The organism is Pseudomonas syringae pv. cilantro (assembly GCF_001293775.1).
GTDB classification, from domain to species: domain Bacteria; phylum Pseudomonadota; class Gammaproteobacteria; order Pseudomonadales; family Pseudomonadaceae; genus Aquipseudomonas; species Aquipseudomonas syringae_P.
Window position 1 is genome coordinate 79,927 of sequence record NZ_LGLN01000081.1, and the last position, 17,263, is coordinate 97,189.

Annotated in this window: 17 protein-coding genes and 1 pseudogene; 7 read left to right on the plus strand and 11 right to left on the minus strand. The window is 57.7% G+C overall.

Going from position 1 to position 17,263, the window contains the following annotated elements:
- The coding region (locus tag ABJ99_RS22815; RefSeq protein WP_080378292.1) for an IS3-like element ISPsy28 family transposase at window positions 1-937 on the plus strand (937 nt) is incomplete at its 5' end.
- A gap of 51 nt (window positions 938-988) precedes the next feature.
- On the opposite strand, the pseudogene ABJ99_RS22820 reads toward ABJ99_RS22815, so the two are convergent.
- From ABJ99_RS22820 to ABJ99_RS22855, 8 genes and pseudogenes are all read right to left on the minus strand, one after another.
- Window positions 989-1,411: pseudogene (locus ABJ99_RS22820) on the minus strand (RHS repeat-associated core domain-containing protein); the annotation flags it as partial.
- Between the two features lie 133 nt (window positions 1,412-1,544).
- On the minus strand, window positions 1,545-1,760 hold the full coding sequence (locus ABJ99_RS22825; protein ID WP_002555770.1) for a TOBE domain-containing protein: 216 nt from the start codon (window positions 1,758-1,760) through the stop codon (window positions 1,545-1,547).
- 26 nt (window positions 1,761-1,786) lie between these two features.
- The gene (ssuB, locus tag ABJ99_RS22830; RefSeq protein ID WP_054087744.1) at window positions 1,787-2,599 is read right to left on the minus strand and encodes an aliphatic sulfonates ABC transporter ATP-binding protein; all 813 of its coding nucleotides are present in this window, start codon (window positions 2,597-2,599) and stop codon (window positions 1,787-1,789) included.
- Complete coding sequence (gene ssuC / locus ABJ99_RS22835; protein WP_054087745.1) at window positions 2,596-3,393, minus strand: aliphatic sulfonate ABC transporter permease SsuC; 798 nt, start codon at window positions 3,391-3,393, stop codon at window positions 2,596-2,598. The genes ssuB and ssuC overlap by 4 nt, the downstream gene beginning before the upstream one ends.
- Before the next feature lie 28 nt (window positions 3,394-3,421).
- Window positions 3,422-4,387 (minus strand): sulfonate ABC transporter substrate-binding protein, encoded by a 966-nt coding sequence (locus ABJ99_RS22840; RefSeq protein ID WP_054087746.1) that lies wholly within the window; start codon window positions 4,385-4,387, stop codon window positions 3,422-3,424.
- A 385-nt stretch (window positions 4,388-4,772) separates the two neighbouring features.
- A complete protein-coding gene (locus tag ABJ99_RS22845) occupies window positions 4,773-5,411 on the minus strand; it encodes a peroxiredoxin (RefSeq protein WP_054087747.1) in 639 nt (212 codons plus the stop codon).
- Window positions 5,412-5,579: 168 nt separating this feature from the next.
- On the minus strand, window positions 5,580-6,938 hold the full coding sequence (locus tag ABJ99_RS22850; RefSeq protein ID WP_054087748.1) for an OprD family porin: 1,359 nt from the start codon (window positions 6,936-6,938) through the stop codon (window positions 5,580-5,582).
- A gap of 1,009 nt (window positions 6,939-7,947) precedes the next feature.
- Entirely contained in the window at window positions 7,948-8,388 is a 441-nt protein-coding gene (locus tag ABJ99_RS22855) for a hypothetical protein (protein WP_054087749.1), read from the minus strand.
- On the opposite strand from ABJ99_RS22855, the gene trmL reads away from it, so the two are divergent.
- Window positions 8,387-8,842: a tRNA (uridine(34)/cytosine(34)/5-carboxymethylaminomethyluridine(34)-2'-O)-methyltransferase TrmL gene (gene trmL / locus ABJ99_RS22860; RefSeq protein WP_054087750.1), complete on the plus strand. Its 456-nt coding sequence runs from the start codon at window positions 8,387-8,389 to the stop codon at window positions 8,840-8,842. The genes ABJ99_RS22855 and trmL overlap by 2 nt on opposite strands.
- 61 nt (window positions 8,843-8,903) lie before the next feature.
- Here the strand turns inward: trmL and secB are convergent, their stop codons facing one another.
- Genes secB through ABJ99_RS22875 form a run of 3 tightly spaced genes read right to left on the minus strand, consistent with a single transcriptional unit; the run spans window position 8,904 to window position 10,100 of the window.
- Complete coding sequence (secB, locus tag ABJ99_RS22865) at window positions 8,904-9,392, minus strand: protein-export chaperone SecB (RefSeq protein WP_005896108.1); 489 nt, start codon at window positions 9,390-9,392, stop codon at window positions 8,904-8,906.
- Between the two features lie 40 nt (window positions 9,393-9,432).
- Entirely contained in the window at window positions 9,433-9,684 is a 252-nt protein-coding gene (gene grxC / locus ABJ99_RS22870; RefSeq protein WP_005621585.1) for a glutaredoxin 3, read from the minus strand.
- Between the two features lie 2 nt (window positions 9,685-9,686).
- Complete coding sequence (locus tag ABJ99_RS22875; protein ID WP_054087751.1) at window positions 9,687-10,100, minus strand: rhodanese-like domain-containing protein; 414 nt, start codon at window positions 10,098-10,100, stop codon at window positions 9,687-9,689.
- A gap of 144 nt (window positions 10,101-10,244) precedes the next feature.
- Between ABJ99_RS22875 and gpmI the strand changes: the two genes are divergently transcribed.
- From gpmI to ABJ99_RS22900, 5 genes are all read left to right on the plus strand, one after another.
- Window positions 10,245-11,777: a 2,3-bisphosphoglycerate-independent phosphoglycerate mutase gene (gpmI, locus tag ABJ99_RS22880; RefSeq protein ID WP_054087752.1), complete on the plus strand. Its 1,533-nt coding sequence runs from the start codon at window positions 10,245-10,247 to the stop codon at window positions 11,775-11,777.
- Window positions 11,778-11,930: 153 nt separating this feature from the next.
- The gene (locus tag ABJ99_RS22885; protein WP_054087753.1) at window positions 11,931-13,253 is read left to right on the plus strand and encodes a murein hydrolase activator EnvC family protein; all 1,323 of its coding nucleotides are present in this window, start codon (window positions 11,931-11,933) and stop codon (window positions 13,251-13,253) included.
- Window positions 13,254-13,286: 33 nt separating this feature from the next.
- Entirely contained in the window at window positions 13,287-14,618 is a 1,332-nt protein-coding gene (locus ABJ99_RS22890) for a S41 family peptidase (protein ID WP_054087754.1), read from the plus strand.
- A gap of 3 nt (window positions 14,619-14,621) precedes the next feature.
- Window positions 14,622-15,404 (plus strand): divergent polysaccharide deacetylase family protein, encoded by a 783-nt coding sequence (locus tag ABJ99_RS22895; protein ID WP_054087755.1) that lies wholly within the window; start codon window positions 14,622-14,624, stop codon window positions 15,402-15,404.
- Between the two features lie 368 nt (window positions 15,405-15,772).
- Window positions 15,773-17,263: a trypsin-like serine peptidase gene (locus ABJ99_RS22900; RefSeq protein WP_054087756.1), complete on the plus strand. Its 1,491-nt coding sequence runs from the start codon at window positions 15,773-15,775 to the stop codon at window positions 17,261-17,263.

Here is a 17,263-nt window from a genome sequence, read left to right on the forward strand (position 1 = left end):
AGATGGAGCGCGACATTCTGGAAAAGGCGACGGCGTACTTCGCAAAAGCATCCAGCTGAAGTACGCGTTCATCTTTACTCATCGCCGTATCTGGCCTATCGGTGTGCAGTGCCGGGTGCTGGGCGTCAGTGCGACCGGCTTTCATTGCCACCAAGCTCGCTGTGCAGTTAATTGCCCTCAACGAGGTTTAAGCGACGCAGCATTGCTCGTCCACATTCGCGCCGCTCATGCCCGCAGTCGTGGCAGCTACGGCTGGCCCAGGATCTGGCACGGTTTGCTGGCTGACGGCGTTCGCGTCGGCAAGGAGCGTGTGCAAAAGCTGATGCAGCTTCATGGTATTTGTGGCAAGGGCAAACGACGTTTCAAAGTGACCACTGATAGCGCTCATGACTTACCCATTTCGGAGAACCTGCTGGATCGCCAGTTCGCCGTGATGGAGCCTGACAGAGCTTGGGTGGGCGACATCACCTACATCCCGACAGATGAGGGCTGGCTGTTTCTGGCGGTAGTGGTAGACCTGTTCAGTCGCCAGATCGTGGGCTGGTCGATGGACGAGCGCATGAAAAGCAGCCTGGTGATTGATGCGTTGCGCATGGCCTGGTTCAAGCGTCATCCACATAAGGCCTCCGGACTGCTGTTTCATAGTGATCGCGGGAGCCAGTACGCCAGCTTTGATTTTCGTCATGTCCTTCAGGGCTACGGGATTGTCAGCTCGATGAGTCGACGGGGCAATTGCTGGGATAACGCGTGCAGCGAGACCGTGTTTGGCTCGTTGAAGGTGGAACGTCTGCATGGCTTGAAATTCAAAACCCGACGCGCTGCCAAGGACGAGGTCATTAACTGGCTGCTTTGGTACAACCAGGAGCGCCTGCACTCGACGCTTCATTACGTAAGTCCGATGCAATACGAGCAGAACTGGCAAAGACAACAACCTTAGATACTCAACCCCGACGCCGGGTTAAGGGATACGTTTCTCGGGGGCAAGGTCAATCAACACCGGGTTGTAAGCCCGATACCCATTCCCCAACAGATAATGCCCGGTCACCTGATCACGTCGTTCGCCATTAAACCCCAGCAAACTGGTCAAGCCGCTTTCAGCCGGATGATGACCGTATGGGCTGTAAGCAATAGGCTCAGTGCCAGCCTTGTCCACAAGCTGCAAAACAGAACGCTGCTGATCGGTCGCCAACAGTGTGGTTTCCAGCGCACCGTCAACACGCCGTTGCTGGGCCAACAGCAGATCTTCATGCTGAAAGACCGCACGCCGCAGCGCGCCCTGTATCTCGGTCGCCAAACGGTTCTTCTGATAGAAGCGCTGAATACCCGCCTGGCCATTCGGCATGCTGGAAGCCAGACGGTCCAGTGGGTCGTAACTGTAGCGGCATAACACTGCTTGATTTGAAGAGGCCATGGCCAGACGTTCCAAAAGGAATCGGTCTTTAGCATCCGGTAAAACCGCTACACCGCCTACCTCACAGAACTGCTAGGTAAACAGCAAAAACCCCGGAGGGTCGGGACCGTCCGGGGTGTTTTTTACTCATCGTTTACAGCTTGGCGATGGAGACTTCGGTCGACTTCACGAAGGCGATCACTTCGCTGCCTACGACCAGTTCCAGCTCTTTTACCGAGCGGGTGGTGATGACCGAGGTCACGACGCCCGAGGCGGTTTGTACGTCGATTTCCGACAGTACGTCGCCGTGGACGATTTCCTTGATGGTGCCTTTGAACTGGTTGCGAACGTTGATGGCTTTGATAGTCATGGCGTGTCTTCCTTTGAGGATCAGGGTTAATTTGCCCAGCGCAGTTGCGTGGGCAGTGGCGAAAATGGTTCGGGGTCGGGTGGCGAACCGGGGAGTGCCAGCACGCGGTTGAGCACTTCGGCTTCCAGCGCCGCAAGACGATGCGAGCCGCGGGCGCGTGGACGAGGCAGATCGACCAACAGGTCCAGGCCTATCTGGCCTTCTTCGATCAGGATCACGCGGTCGGCAATCGCAACGGCCTCGCTGACATCGTGGGTGACCAGCAGCACGGTGAAGCCGTACTGGCCCCACAGCTTTTCGATCAGTTGCTGCATTTCGATTCGTGTCAGCGCATCCAACGCGCCCAATGGTTCGTCGAGCAACAGCAGGCGTGGCTTGTGAATCAGCGCGCGAGCCAGTGCAACACGTTGCTTCTGGCCACCGGACAACGCCGCCGGCCACTCGTTGGCACGTTCAGCCAACCCGACGGCCTCAAGCGCTTCGAGTGCCTGCGGTCGCCAGTTGCCACCGAGGCCCAGGCCGACGTTGTCGATGATCTTCTTCCAGGGCAGCAAGCGCGCCTCCTGAAACATAAGGCGCGTGTCTTCGCGGGCATCGTCCAGCGGCGCAGAGCCTGCGAGCAACTGGCCCTCGGTTGGCTTGTCGAGACCGGCAAGCAGGCGCAGCAAGGTACTTTTGCCGCAGCCACTGCGGCCGACAATAGCAACGAACTGACCGGCCGGAATGTGCAGGTCAATGTCCTTGAGCACTTCGCGGGAGCCAAAAGCCTTTTTCAGGTTTTGCACCGCCAGCGGGATACCGCGCAGCAAGTGCGGGGGTTGCTGTTTCAGACTGGTCATGCGGCACCGCCTTTGCTCGTTTGATAGGCCGGATGCCAGCGCAGGCAGACACGTTCAAGGCCGCGCGCCGCCAGATCGGCCAGCTTGCCGAGAACGGCGTATAGCACGATGGCCAGCACCACGATGTCGGTTTGCAAAAACTCCCCGGCATTCATTGCCAGGTAGCCAATACCGGAGCTGGCAGAAATGGTTTCCGCCACGATCAGCGTCAGCCACATGAAGCCCAGCGCAAAACGCACGCCGACCAGAATCGAGGGCATGGCACCCGGCAGGATCACGTGCCGAAACAGGCTGAAGCCTGACAGGCCATAGCTGCGCGACATTTCTACCAGCGCCGGATCGATGTTGCGGATGCCGTGATAGGTGTTCAGGTAAATCGGAAACAGGGTGCCCAGCGCGACCAGAAATATCTTGGCGGTCTCGTCGATGCCGAACCACAGGATGACCAGTGGAATCAGCGCCAGGTGCGGCACGTTACGGATCATCTGTACCGAGCTGTCCAGCAGGCGCTCGCCCCATTTGCTCAGGCCAGTGATAAAGCCCAGTGCCAGCCCGATGCCGCCGCCGATGGCAAAGCCGATCCCGGCGCGCCAGCCGCTGATTGCCAGGTGTGTCCAGATTTCGCCACTGGCCACCAGATTGACACCCGCCTCAATGACGGCGCTGGGTGCTGGCAGGATGCGTGTGGACAGCCAGCCGGCACTGACCGACAGTTGCCAGACCGCCAGCAGCAGAACCGGAAGTGCCCAGGGCGCCAGCCGATGAACGATGCGTTGTGAAGCGCTGAGGCTCATGGAGTTTTCTCCTCGAAGGGCCTGTTGATCACTGTGCCTGGGCCACAGCAGCAGGTGGCGTCCAGACCACATCAGCAATGCTGAGCGGCTTGGGAATCAGTTTGAGCTGGTAGAAGGTGTCAGCGATTTTCTGCTGCGCTGCCACGACTGGCGGTGTCATGAACAGCGCACCGTAGCCTTGACGTTTAACCGAGGTCAGGGTGATATCGGCAGGTAGACCTAGCAACGGCGCGACCTGTCTGGTCACTTCTTCCGGGTGGGCCTTGGACCATTCGCCAACCGCGCGGACTTCTTCGATCAACGCCTGAATCACTTTCGGATTCTTCTGCGCGTAAGGTTTGGTCGCCAGATAGAACTGATGGTTGTCGACGATGCCGGTGCCGTCTTTCAACGTGCGCGCCTGCAATTGCTGTTCAGCCGCAGCCTGGTACGGGTCCCAGATAACCCAGGCGTCCACACTGCCACGCTCGAAAGCGGCACGCGCATCCGCTGGCGGCAGGAACACGGTCTGGATATCGGTGTATTTGAGGCCTGCGTCTTCCAGCGCTTTCACCAGCAGGTAGTGAACGTTCGAGCCTTTGTTGAGGACGACTTTCTTGCCTTTCAGATCCTTGACCGAGGTGATCGGTGAATCCTTGGGCACCAGAATCGCTTCGCTGGTCGGGGCTGGCGGCTCGTAGGCGACATACAGCAGATCGGCGCCCGCTGCCTGAGCGAAAACCGGAGGCGTTTCACCCGTCACACCAAAATCGATCGAGCCTACGTTCAGGCCTTCAAGCAACTGCGGGCCGCCCGGGAATTCGGTCCACTGCACGTTGACGCCCTGCTCGGCCAGGCGCTTTTCCAGCGAACCCTTGGCTTTGAGCAAGACCAGCGTGCCGTATTTCTGATAACCGATGCGCAGGTCTTCGGCCTGAGCCTGCGTGACCGCCCCAAGGGCGACTGCAGCAGCAAACAGCGCAACAAGGCCTCGACGCAAGATGACAGTGCGCATATGCGCTCCTTTACCGGGTATTGGGTAGTGCCTGTTCAGCCAGTCACAGACGAACGAGGCGGGAATAGGGACGACCTTAACAGCAGTTTTTTATATCTATAAATCTTATTTATTAATTTAGTTATTCCATAAATGAATATGCGAATAATCGCTCTCACGCTTTGCATCCAGCCTTGAACAGGCAATTGCGCGCAGATTTGTGACGCAGAGCGTCACCCAGAGCAGTCCTGCGCTGAGGCGTGAGGAACAATCATCTCGACTGTCGTGCGACGCTCTGCGTCCGACCCAGGTAGTCATGCGCTGAATTGAACGAGAGGTGTTCGGGGGTGCATAAAAAAGGGCCGATAAATCGGCCCGAATAACCCCACACTTGGTAGATCGGAAATCAGCGGTTTGGCTGCGGCGTCAGGCGCAGGTATGGCGTGACGGCTTTGTAGCCTTTGGGGAAGCGTTCTTTGATCTCGGCTTCGTCCTTGATCGACGGCACGATCACTACATCATCGCCATCTACCCAGTTGGCAGGCGTGGCAACCTTGTAGTTGTCGGTCAGTTGCAAGGAGTCGATGACGCGCAGAATTTCGTGAAAATTACGCCCGGTGCTGGCCGGATAGGTAATGGTCAGGCGCACTTTCTTGTTCGGATCGATGACGAACAGCGAGCGAACGGTCAGTGTGTCATTGGCATTGGGATGAATCAGGTCGTACAGGTCGGAAACCTTGCGATCCGCGTCGGCCAGAATGGGGAAGTTGACCTGGGTGTTTTGAGTGCTGTTGATGTCGTCGATCCACTTGATGTGCGAATCCACCGGGTCTACCGACAGCGCAATCGCCTTGACGCCGCGCTTGGCAAACTCGTCTTTCAATTTGGCAGTGAAGCCCAACTCGGTGGTGCAAACAGGCGTGAAGTCTGCCGGGTGGGAAAACAAAACGCCCCAGCTGTCGCCGAGCCACTCATGGAAACGGATACGACCTTCGCTGGATTCCTGCTCGAAGTCCGGGGCAATGTCGCCAAGTCGCAGTGTCATGGTGTTGCTCCTGGTCATGTTCGGGATGTCGTGCTCTGACCTCACTGTGCGCTTGAATGCGAAAAATCAAAAAGAATTAATAATCACTGCCATATACCCATCGGGCATATCAAAAAAAAGATAAAAGAAACCCCGCGCAGGGCGGGGTTCCTTTGAGCATCAATACACTTACATGAAGTTGTAGGTGTAGTTGAAGATCAGACGCGTTTGATCGGTGTTGGTCGAGTTGTTCAGGTCGCCATCGGCGCGGTAGGTACCGTGACGCAAGGTAGTACCGAAGCCCTTCATTGGACCGCTCTGGATCACGTAGTCAACGCGCATGTCGGTTTCCCACTCGGAGTACTCTTCGTTACCGGTAGTACGGTCACGAATGTCGTCTGCGTGCAGGTAGGCAACAGCTGCTTTCAGGCCTGGAACGCCCAGTTTGGCGAAGTCATACGAGTACTGACCGAAGGTGGTGTTTTCACCGGCGCGGTTAAAGCCGTTGATCATCGAGTCAGTGAACAGGTAGAAGCTCGAACCGCCGTTGCCTTCAAGGCCAGTACGGGTGGTGCCGTCTTTGGTGACGTTACCCTGGTTCAGGAAAACCATACCGCCGTCATCGCCAATCTGCTGATGACCAACCATGAGCGCATGGCCACCCAAGGCGTAGGTGAACATGGCAGACCAGGTGGAGTTGTCCACTTCGCCAGCGTTTTTGGCATAACCGTTGTTGTTGTTGAAACGGTAGCCAGTCGCGGCGTCGCTGTTTTTGCCGTCAGAGCTGCTGTTGAAATAACGCAGGTCAGTCTTGAAGGACTGGTTGTCGCTGATCGGGTAAACATGAACCAGACCCAGGAAGTGCTGCTTGTAGAAGTCTTCCAGGTTGGCGTAGTAGTACTGCAAGGTCAGGTCTTTGGTGACTTTCCAGTCAGCACCGGCGAAGCGGAACTGATCGCTGGTCTGCGAAGCGCCGGCAATGGACAGGTCAGTCCAGTTGCTCGAAGCACGGCCGATGGACTTGTCCAGCTGGCCAGCAGTGAAGGTCACGTTGTCCAGATCTTTGGAAGTCAGGATGCCGCCCTGGAAAGCCTGAGGCAGAAGACGACCGTCGTTGCTGACCAGAATCGGCAGGTTAGGTGCCAGTGCGTTACCGACTTTCAGCTCGGTTTTCGAGAAGCGTACTTTACCGTTGGCGCCCAGACGGCTCCACTCGTTGACAGCAGAACCGTCGCTGTCGGTAGGCAGAATGCCGCCATTGAGTGCAGCAGAATGGTTGCCACGACCGCCATCAAGATGAACACCGACCAGACCTTGAAGGTCCAGACCAAAGCCGACAGTGCCTTGGGTGAAGCCCGACAGGTAGTCGAATTTCAGGCCAGTGGCTGTCTCACGGTTGTTGTGAGTGGTGCCTTCGCGGAAATCATTGTCAAAATACAGGGTACGAGAACTGACGGACGCTTTACTGTCTTCCAGGAAACCAGCTGCGCTGGCCTGCTGAGCCAATACACCGACAGTGACGGCCAAAGCCAGGGTGGACTTCTTCATTAACTACGCTCCTCGTGAATCTAATTTTTTATATCCATGGTGCCGGGCTTTGCCCTGACCCACGGATTAGCGATAGGCAACAGTCCCGATCCGAGATCAATGGATTCTGTCACCCTGACTTTTGACTAGACCGCGTTTGTCGGTGGCAACACGCTGACGAAATGCCTTTATGCACTGAAGAACCCGACTCAAGAATTTTGAGTACTTTCAGTCATATGTCACAACTCGTGTCAGCACCAACGTCACGGAGTGTATCGACCTAATTACCCATTTCCCAAAATATATTTTGGTACCGTTCGTCAGATCTCTTGTTTTTCTGTGCGCGACCGCAAAAATGCAGTCGATCCGGTCCCGACTTTCATCGCAGGCACAATAGTGGCCATTCGATGAAAGCCTTGCAGTCCGGGCACTTCGGGGAGACTAGCCAGTTAATGTGACAGTTGTCATCACTTCAGCGATGCACCTTCTCGTAGCACAAAAAAAAATCTTCACATTGGTTTTCCGGGCCATTTCCAAGGCTTTTTTGCGCTAAAAACCCGTACCTCACTGTAGCCCAGATGAACAAAAAGGCAATTTCAGTGTCGCGCGCAGCATCGCGCAGCCAGTTGGCAGATGCGTAACGCGGCATTTATGTGCAGGAGAACACCAGGCCGAGCGCTAGGCTCAAACAAGCAAGTGCATCAGGATGGGTTTCTGCGCTGCTCTGGTGCGCAAATTGTGTGCAGCTCTGAAAGTAGGCAGGCTCGGGAGAGAGTGGTCTTTAAAAAAGACCGAAGCTTTTGGGCGGACAATGATGCACTGCGATCGATACGCGAAGGTATATAAAAAATAATTAATTCAAAGAGTTAGGCATTCATAAAAGATGCAGATCCTGAAAAGGCACAGCCTGAATCCAACTACAAGCGCATTTCCGAGGGTTAATCAATGAAAACTGGCACGCCCTCTGCATTAGCTTATACATAACCAGTTTTGGGGACCTTGGTACAGGCAGGCCGGGGATTCCCCTCTTTTACTCCTCCCGGAGACTGACCTCCAGTCTCCAGCGCCCGTCCACCTTCTCAGTGCGCCAGTCGCCATGAAGTGGACGGGCCGCCAGGAGCGTCAGCACCAAGCCCTTCTCTCCTCGCTCCACCTTCCAGCGCGCCACCTTGTTGTCGAACCTCAACTGGCCCGTCCACGGCCGCCCTGACGCATCGACGTTGAGCACCACAGCGCCATCGACCGTCGCGCCCCGATACTTCGGCTCTTCGTTGAACCAGAGCGCCAGGCCCGTTGGCAACTCCTCGATCTGCTCCAGTTCGACAGGGTCTGGCTGCTGCAGGCCACCGATAATTGTGCCCACAGTGAAACCGACAATTGCCATCGAACCCAGAACACGCGGCCATAGCTTCGGTCTCGGGTCCTCTTCGGGGGTAGAATGCATCCCGTCCTTTCGTTCGGAGCCGTGCATGTTTCACGTCATCCTTTTTCAACCAGAAATTCCGCCGAATACCGGCAACGTCATCAGGCTATGCGCCAACAGCGGCTGCACCCTGCATTTGATCGAACCCTTGGGTTTCGAGCTGGACGACAAGCGCCTGCGGCGTGCCGGTCTCGACTATCACGAGTATGCCACGCTACAGACCCACGCCGACCTGGCCAGTTGCCTGGAAAAAATCGGCAACCCACGCTTATTCGCCTTCACCACCAAAGGTTCGCGACCTTTTCACGATGCGAGCTTCGAGCCGGGCGACGCCTTTCTGTTCGGCCCTGAAAGCCGAGGGCTGCCCGCCGACATTCTCGATTCACTGGACAGTGATCATCGCCTGCGACTGCCCATGCGCGAAGGCTGCCGCAGCCTCAATCTGTCCAATACCGTCGCCGTGGCTGTCTATGAGGCGTGGCGTCAGCACGGGTTTGCGTAACGCCATCGACCACACACAAAAAAGCGCCCCGAAAGGCGCTTTTTGCTTGCAGCGGTAACGCTTACTGAACAGTTGGCGTTTCGCCAGCTTCCTGCATGCGTTGCAGCTCTTGCGCGTACAGCGCGTCGAAGTTCACCGGCGCCAGCATCAGCGCAGGGAACGAGCCGCGGACGACCAGATTGTCGATGGCTTCGCGAGCGTAAGGGAACAGGATGTTCGGGCAGAACGCGCCGAGCGTGTGGCTCATTGCGCCGTCGTCCAGGCCCTTGATCAGGAAGATACCGGCCTGCTGCACTTCAACGATGAAGGCCACTTCGTCGCCGTTGTTGACGGTCACGGACAAGGTCAGCACGACTTCGTAAAAATCACCTTCCAGTTGCTTCTGGCGAGTGTTCAAGTCGAGGCTGACGGTCGGGGTCCATTCCTGACGGAAGATCGCCGGGCTTTTTGGCGCTTCGAACGACAGGTCGCGAACGTAGATACGCTGCAGGGAAAATTGTGGGCCGTTTTCTTCGTTTTCAACAGCGCCGGTGTTCGGTTGATCGGTCATCTCGGATCCTTGTCAGATAGGGCTGAAAGATTAAAGGGAATCAGGCCAGCAGCGCATCGAGCTTGCCGGCACGCTCCAGCGCGAACAGATCATCGCAGCCGCCCACATGGGTCGGGCCGATCCAGATCTGCGGTACAGAAGTGCGACCGGCTTTTTTCGTCATCTCGGCGCGGAGCTGCGGCTTGCCGTCCACGCGGATCTCCTCGAAAGCCACGCTTTTGCTCTGCAACAACTGTTTGGCACGTATGCAATACGGGCAGTAGTCGCTGGAATAAACGATGACTTGAGCCATTTTCACTTCACCAGAGGAAGGTTGTCGCCGCGCCAGCTGGAAATACCACCGGACAGCTTGGCCGCCTTGAAGCCTGATTTGAGCAGCTCACGGGCGGTGCTGCCCGCATGCTGCCCCATTGCATCCACTATGATCAACGTCTTGTCCTTGTATTTCTGCAGTTCGGCGGTGCGGGTCAGCACCTTGTCCTGCGGAAAGTTCAGGGAACCGACGATGTGGCCTGCTGTGAAATCCTTTTTCGAGCGCACGTCGATGACCACCGCCTCATCGCGATTGACCAGCGCCGTCAGCTCGCGGGTGCTCAGGCTGGCGCCGCCTTTGCTCAGTTCATAAGCGATCAGCAGTGCCAGCAGAATGACGAAGGCACCGGTGATCAAATAGTGGTTAGTGGCGAATTCAAGCAGATGAGCAACCATCAGTAGGTTCCAGGGCGTTAAAATGTCGGCCAGTATACACAGCAGCCAAGGTCGGCCAAAGTCCGTACGGCAGTGACGTCGTTTGAACTTGTCCTTAAAATGCCGTTCCCTTGTACTTTATCCAACCAGCATCGAGTGGGTTCTATGACTGCCACGCCAAAACCTCTGGTCCTTATCATCCTGGATGGCTTCGGACACAGCGAAAGCCACGAGGGCAATGCCATTCTGGCCGCCAAGATGCCAGTCATGGAGCGTCTTTATAAAACCATGCCCAACGGCCTGATTTCCGGGTCGGGCATGGACGTCGGTCTGCCGGACGGGCAGATGGGCAACTCCGAAGTCGGGCACATGAACCTCGGTGCCGGTCGTGTGGTGTACCAGGACTTCACTCGGGTGACCAAAGCCATTCGTGACGGCGAGTTCTTCGAGAACCCGACCATCTGCGCAGCTGTGGATAAAGCCGTGAGCGCAGGCAAGTCCGTGCACATCATGGGCCTGCTGTCTGACGGCGGTGTTCACAGCCACCAGGACCATCTGGTCGCCATGGCCGAACTGGCCGTCAAACGCGGCGCCGATAAAATCTACCTTCACGCATTCCTCGACGGTCGCGACACGCCACCGCGCAGCGCGAAGAAATCCCTGGAATTGATGGACCAGACCTTCGCTCGCCTTGGCAAGGGCCGCATCGCCACGATCATCGGCCGTTATTTCGCCATGGACCGTGACAACCGTTGGGACCGGGTTGCTTCTGCCTACAACCTGATTGCCGACAGCACTGCGCAATTTCACGCTGAATCGGGCGTTGCCGGGCTTGAAGCGGCCTACGCACGTGACGAGAACGACGAATTCGTCAAAGCCACACGCATCGGCGAGCCTGCCAGAGTGGAAGACGGCGACGCGGTGGTGTTCATGAACTTCCGCGCCGACCGCGCCCGCGAGCTGACCCGCGTGTTCGTCGAAGACGATTTCAAGGACTTCGAGCGCGCCCGCCAGCCGAAGGTCAACTATGTGATGCTGACCCAATACGCGGCCAGCATCCCGGCACCGTCCGCTTTTGCTGCGGGCAGCCTGAAGAACGTGCTGGGCGAGTACCTGGCAGCCAATGGCAAGACCCAATTGCGCATCGCCGAGACGGAAAAATACGCACACGTCACCTTTTTCTTCTCCGGCGGACGTGAAGAGCCGTTTCCCGGCGAAGAGCGCATTCTGATTCCATCGCCGAAAGTCGCGACCTACGACCTTCAACCGGAGATGAGCGCGCCGGAAGTAACCGACAGAATCGTCGATGCCATCGAGCATCAGCGTTATGACGTGATCATCGTCAACTATGCCAATGGCGACATGGTCGGCCATAGCGGCATCATGGAAGCCGCGATCAAGGCGGTTGAATGCCTGGACGTCTGCGTTGGCCGGATTACCGAGGCGCTGGAAAAAGTCGGCGGCGAAGCGTTGATCACTGCGGACCACGGCAACGTCGAACAGATGACCGATGACTCTACCGGTCAGGCACATACCGCGCACACTTCTGAGCCGGTGCCGTTCGTGTACGTCGGCAAACGCCCGCTGAGCGTTCGCGAAGGCGGCGTTCTGGCTGACGTGGCGCCGACCATGCTGCATCTGCTGAGCATGGAGAAACCACCGGAAATGACTGGCCATTCGATCCTCGTGAACGAATGAACCGCTGAAAACCGGCCCTTAGCCATCAGGCAGGGCCGGTTTTTTATGTTCAAGGCCTCAAAGCAGTGGCTGCGAGGCGTTTTTTTTGCAGCGCATGGCGGGCATACTAGGCCTGACATTTTTTCTCACAATTCCTCGGTATCGCCCACCCACATGCTCCGCGCCTTGATTGCCCTTGCTTTGATCTGCCTGCTCAATCCGGCGTTTGCCGAAGACGAGCGTGTGCAAACCCAAAAACAGATGGATGCTGCGCGTCAGGACGTGACGGAGCTGCAGAAAGCCCTGAGCAAACTTCAGGAAGAACGCGCAGGCGTCCAGAAGGATCTGCGCACCACTGAAACCGACATGGGGAAGTTGGAAAAGCAGGTCGAGGTCCTGCAAAAGGAACTAAAAAAGACCGAAACCGAGCTGCAAAAGCTCGACAGTGAGAAAAAAAAACTCAATGCCGCTCGCGTTGAACAGCAACGTTTGATTGCCATCCAGGCTCGCGCCGCCTACCAGAGTGGTCGCCAGGAATACCTCAAACTCCTGCTCAACCAGCAGCACCCCGAGAAGTTCGCTCGTACCCTCACCTATTACGATTACCTGAGCAAAGCGCGCCTGGAGCAATTGCGCAGCTTCAATGAAACGCTGCGCCAGCTCGCAGGCGTCGAAAAAGATATCGATCTGCAACAGGCGCAATTGCTGGTGCAGAAGAGCAACCTGGAAAACCAGACAGAAGAACTGGCCAAGGTTCGCCAGGAACGCCAACAGGCACTGGCCAGGCTGAATCAGGACTACAAGGCCCGCGATCAGAAATTGCAGGCCCGCCAGCAGGATCAGGCCGATCTGGCCAAGGTTCTCAAGACCATCGAAGAAACCCTGGCACGTCAGGCCCGTGAAGCCGAAGAGGCTCGTCAGAAGGCGCTGGTTGCCGCTCGCGAGGCCGAAGAGAAGCGTCAGCGCGAAGCTGAAGCCGTGGCCCGCAACAACAATAGCACCAGCAGCAAGGCCGACGATGAACCCGCACCGCGTCGCCCGGTCAAAGCCCCCGGCGCAGTCGTTTCCAGTGCCGGTGTTTCTTACGGCGGACCATTTGCCGAGGCCCGGGGAAAACTTCCATGGCCCGTCAATGGTCGACTGCTTGCGCGTTTCGGTGAGGCACGCGGTGATGACGAGCGGACCAAATGGGACGGCGTCATGATTAGCGCGGCAGCCGGAAGTCAGGTTCATGCAGTGCACGGCGGACGAGTGGTGTTCGCTGACTGGTTGCGCGGTGCCGGGCTTCTGGTCATTCTCGACCATGGCAATGGCTATTTGACCCTGTATGGGCACAACCAGAGCCTGCTCAAGTCGGCAGGTGACATTGTAAAAGCCGGTGAAGCGATTTCCACGGTCGGCAATAGTGGCGGTCAGGACACGGCAGCGCTGTACTTTGCTATTCGTCAGCAGGGTCGCCCGAGCGATCCGGCCCAATGGTGTCGCACTCAAGGATAAGCCGGCACCAATATCTGTAGGAGTTCGTTAGACATGCTGCATTTGTCCCGCCTCACCTCGCTGGCCCTGGCAATTGCCATCGTTATCGGCGCGCCGCTGGCGCAAGCTGCCGAAAAGACCGCGCCAGCCGCTCCTGCAGCAGTTGCGCCTGCCAACGCCAATGCAAAACCGCCGCTGCCTCTGGACGAGCTGCGCACGTTTGCCGAGGTCATGGATCGGGTCAAGGCCGCCTATGTCGAGCCGGTGGACGACAAGACGCTGCTCGAGAACGCCATCAAGGGCATGCTCAGCAATCTTGATCCGCACTCCGCCTACCTCGGGCCGGAAGATTTCCAGGAGTTGCAGGAAAGCACCAGCGGCGAGTTCGGCGGTCTGGGCATCGAAGTGGGTGTCGAAGACGGTTTCGTCAAAGTGGTTTCGCCCATCGACGACACTCCGGCGTCCAAAGCTGGCATCGAGGCAGGCGACCTGATCGTGAAGATCAACGGCACGCCTACCCAAGGCCAGAACATGCAGGAAGCGGTCGACAAGATGCGCGGCAAGATCGGCGAGAAGATCACTCTGACGCTGGTGCGCGACGGCGGTACACCGTTTGACGTGACACTGGCGCGGGCGACCATTCAGGTCAAGAGCGTCAAGGCGCAGATGCTGGAGAACGGCTACGGCTATATCCGCATTACCCAGTTCCAGGTCAAGACCGGTGATGAAGTCGGCAAGGCGCTGGCTCAGTTCCGCAAGGAAAACGGCAAGAAAATGAGCGGGCTGATTCTCGACCTGCGCAACAACCCGGGCGGCGTGCTGCAATCGGCGGTGCAGGTGGCGGATCACTTCCTGACCAAAGGCCTGATCGTGTACACCAAGGGCCGCATTGCCAACTCAGAACTGCGCTTCTCGGCAGACCCGGCAGACGCCAGCGAAGGCGTGCCGCTGGTGGTGCTGATCAACGGTGGCAGTGCCTCGGCATCGGAAATTGTCGCCGGCGCCCTGCAAGACCAGAAACGCGGCATCCTGATGGGCACCGACACGTTTGGTAAAGGCTCGGTGCAAACCGTGCTGCCGCTGAACAACGACCGTGCACTGAAGATCACCACAGCGCTGTATTACACGCCGAACGGCCGCTCCATTCAGGCGCAGGGCATCAACCCGGACATCGTGGTTCGTCGGGCCAAGGTCACCAGCGAAGCAGACGGCGAGAACTACAAGGAAGCCGATCTGCTGGGCCACTTGGGCAACGGCAATGGTGGCGCAGACAAACCGACCCTCAAAGGTGGCGCAGCGGCCAAGGCGCGGCCACAGGATGATGACTTCCAGCTCAGCCAGGCGCTCAGCCTGCTGAAGGGGCTGAGCATCACACGCGGCAACTGACGGATGCGTTTTCTCGGCTCGTTGCTGCTGGCACTCTCGATCACTGGCGCTGCGCATGCAGCGTCAGCCGAGCATGCTGAAAAACCCGCGAAGGCCTACCTCAGCCTGATCATCGACGACCTGGGGCAAAATCCGGAGCGCGACAGCCGTACGCTGGCGTTACCGGGCCCGGTCACGCTAGCGATCATGCCCGACACCCCGCACGCCACCGATTTCGCCCGCCAGGCGCATCGCGCCGGTAAAACGGTGATGCTGCACATGCCGATGGACCCGGCGACCGGGCCTTACGCCTGGCACCCTGAACTGCCCCTGGCGGAACTGGAAAGCCGTCTCAATGCCGCGCTGCTGAAAGTGCCGTATGCCGCCGGTATCAATAACCACATGGGTAGCAGGATGACGGCCGAACCTGTCGCCATGGCCTGGCTGATGGCGGAATTGCAGCGACGTCACCTGTTTTTCGTCGACAGCCGCACCAGCGCGAAAACCGTGGCCGCCGCCGAGGCGCAACGCGCGGGTCTGGCCAGTGTGTCACGCGATGTGTTTCTGGACGACGAGCGCACTGCCGAGGCCATCACCCGCCAGTTACAGACCGCAGTCAAACTGGCTCAAAAGCAGGGTTCAGCCGTGGTCATCGGCCACCCCTACCCGGTCACGCTGGACGTACTGGAACGCGAGTTGCCCAAGCTCAAGGCTCAAGGTGTCGAATGGATCGACCTGCGCAGCATGATCAGCGAGCGCGGCAACCAGGCGAGCGCGGCGCATGGCAAGAACGGGCTGTATCGCTGATTCTGCGAACGACGAAACGCCCTGTCAGTTCGTCTTTCAAATGAGAGCACTACGCATCAAGCGGCCCGCTCAATGCTCAACGTAATACGCCGCCCAAGCTCAGCCAGCGCTCGCTCGCTCGCTCGCAATAACTCTTAATTACGCGTTAATTGGCTTTCGCCAATCGGCCCTTATCTCTCCAGACATGACGCTGACGGATTTTATCGTTGATCGCGCCAAAACCGAGTCAGCAAGTTCCGCACGCAAAGTAGGCAAGGTCTGTTTCGCATGTCCCGCGCCATTTCAGCCTTGATAACCCTGTCGATTCCGTCTTAAAGGATAAGGCCTCCACAACGGAGGCCAAGACACGGTTATCAAGGACGATAATGATGAAGCTACTTACAACTACCGGGGCATTCTGCATCGTTGCACTGATCCCCTTTTCGGCTGCCGCTACCGACCTGGGCGAAGGAATGCTTTCACTTGCCCCGTCCAAAGTTTTGCTCAACGCCGACAGCTCACGCGACCACTGGAACGGCATCGGTCGTATCAAGAGCAAGGGCGGGTCGAGCTGTACTGCGTCGCTGATCGACACGCGCAGCGCGGACAGCTCGCCTGACGCTCCGGCCTATGCGCTCACCAGCGGCCATTGCATCAGCCGGCAGAACGGCGTGATCATCACCGACAGCGAGATTGAAGGCAGCGTCCAGTTCAACTTTTTCACTGACAGCACGGCGCGCAGCTACCCGCTGAAACGCGTCAACTGGAGCAGCATGCAGGGGGTGGACCTGGCCGTTGTTGAACTGCAGCCAACGCTCAAATCGCTGATCGACGACGGCATTCAGCCGCTCAAACTGGCCAGCGAGATACCGGAGCAGGGCCGCGAAATTCTGTGGTTAGGTGCCCCGCTCAACAAGGACACGGGCCATCTGCGCATGGCCGCGTGTGTTCATCAGACGTCGGAGGTGATCATGGAGCAGCCTTGGGTCTGGCGTCACACGGTTCGCAATCAATGCAGGGATGTCGATACCGGGGCTTCCGGCAGCCCGCTTCTGACCCGGGAAAACAACGAGATTTATGCGGTCCTGAACCTCACCAATCAAGCTTCGTCGGCTGACGCAACTGAAGACTTCAGTGATGAAATACCCGGCTTTCCACCCATGGTCCCCGACAGTAACTATGGCAACCCGGTCACGCTGCTGAAAAAATGCTTTGTCGGCGGCACATTGAGTACGGATCCGGCAATCTGTGACCTGTTTCCAACGTTCTCGGTCGACTTTGATACGCTGGGCAGGCAGCCGGCGCGGCTTGCAAGGGTGCAACTGGATGCCGAAGGCAAGAATGTCTACCCATCCTGGGACCTGAGATTTCTGGTCGACACGCCGCTGTACCGCTACAAGAAAGTCGACTCTGCCATGCAATGCGAGGATCCGGTGGGTTACAGCCACACCATCAGCTCACAGGATGCGGCCATTGATGACCCTGTGGATCGGCAGATCGGAATCAACTGGCTGTGCATGATCGGCGTGTCTTCGGCGCAACACCTCCCCACTGCCGGTCTGATGCGCAATGCACTGACACTTGCCATCGAGCTGCAACCTGCCGGGCCGACACCCGAGCCGCAGGTGATTATTGGCAAAAACCGCTTTGGCGCATTATCGGTCAGTTGGTCATACGAGCATCGCCTGATCGACCACTACACCGTCAAGATGGGCCCGCCGGACACCACTGACTGTGCCGACCCGCAAGGTTTCAAAACTCAGTTCCGCGATTTGACACTGCGTGCAAAGTCGCTGCCGTTGAAGATCTGCACCTATGCCCATGACATCAATGGGCAGCCCTCCGCCCTACGCGAGGATATCGTTCCCGCAGCAGGTTGA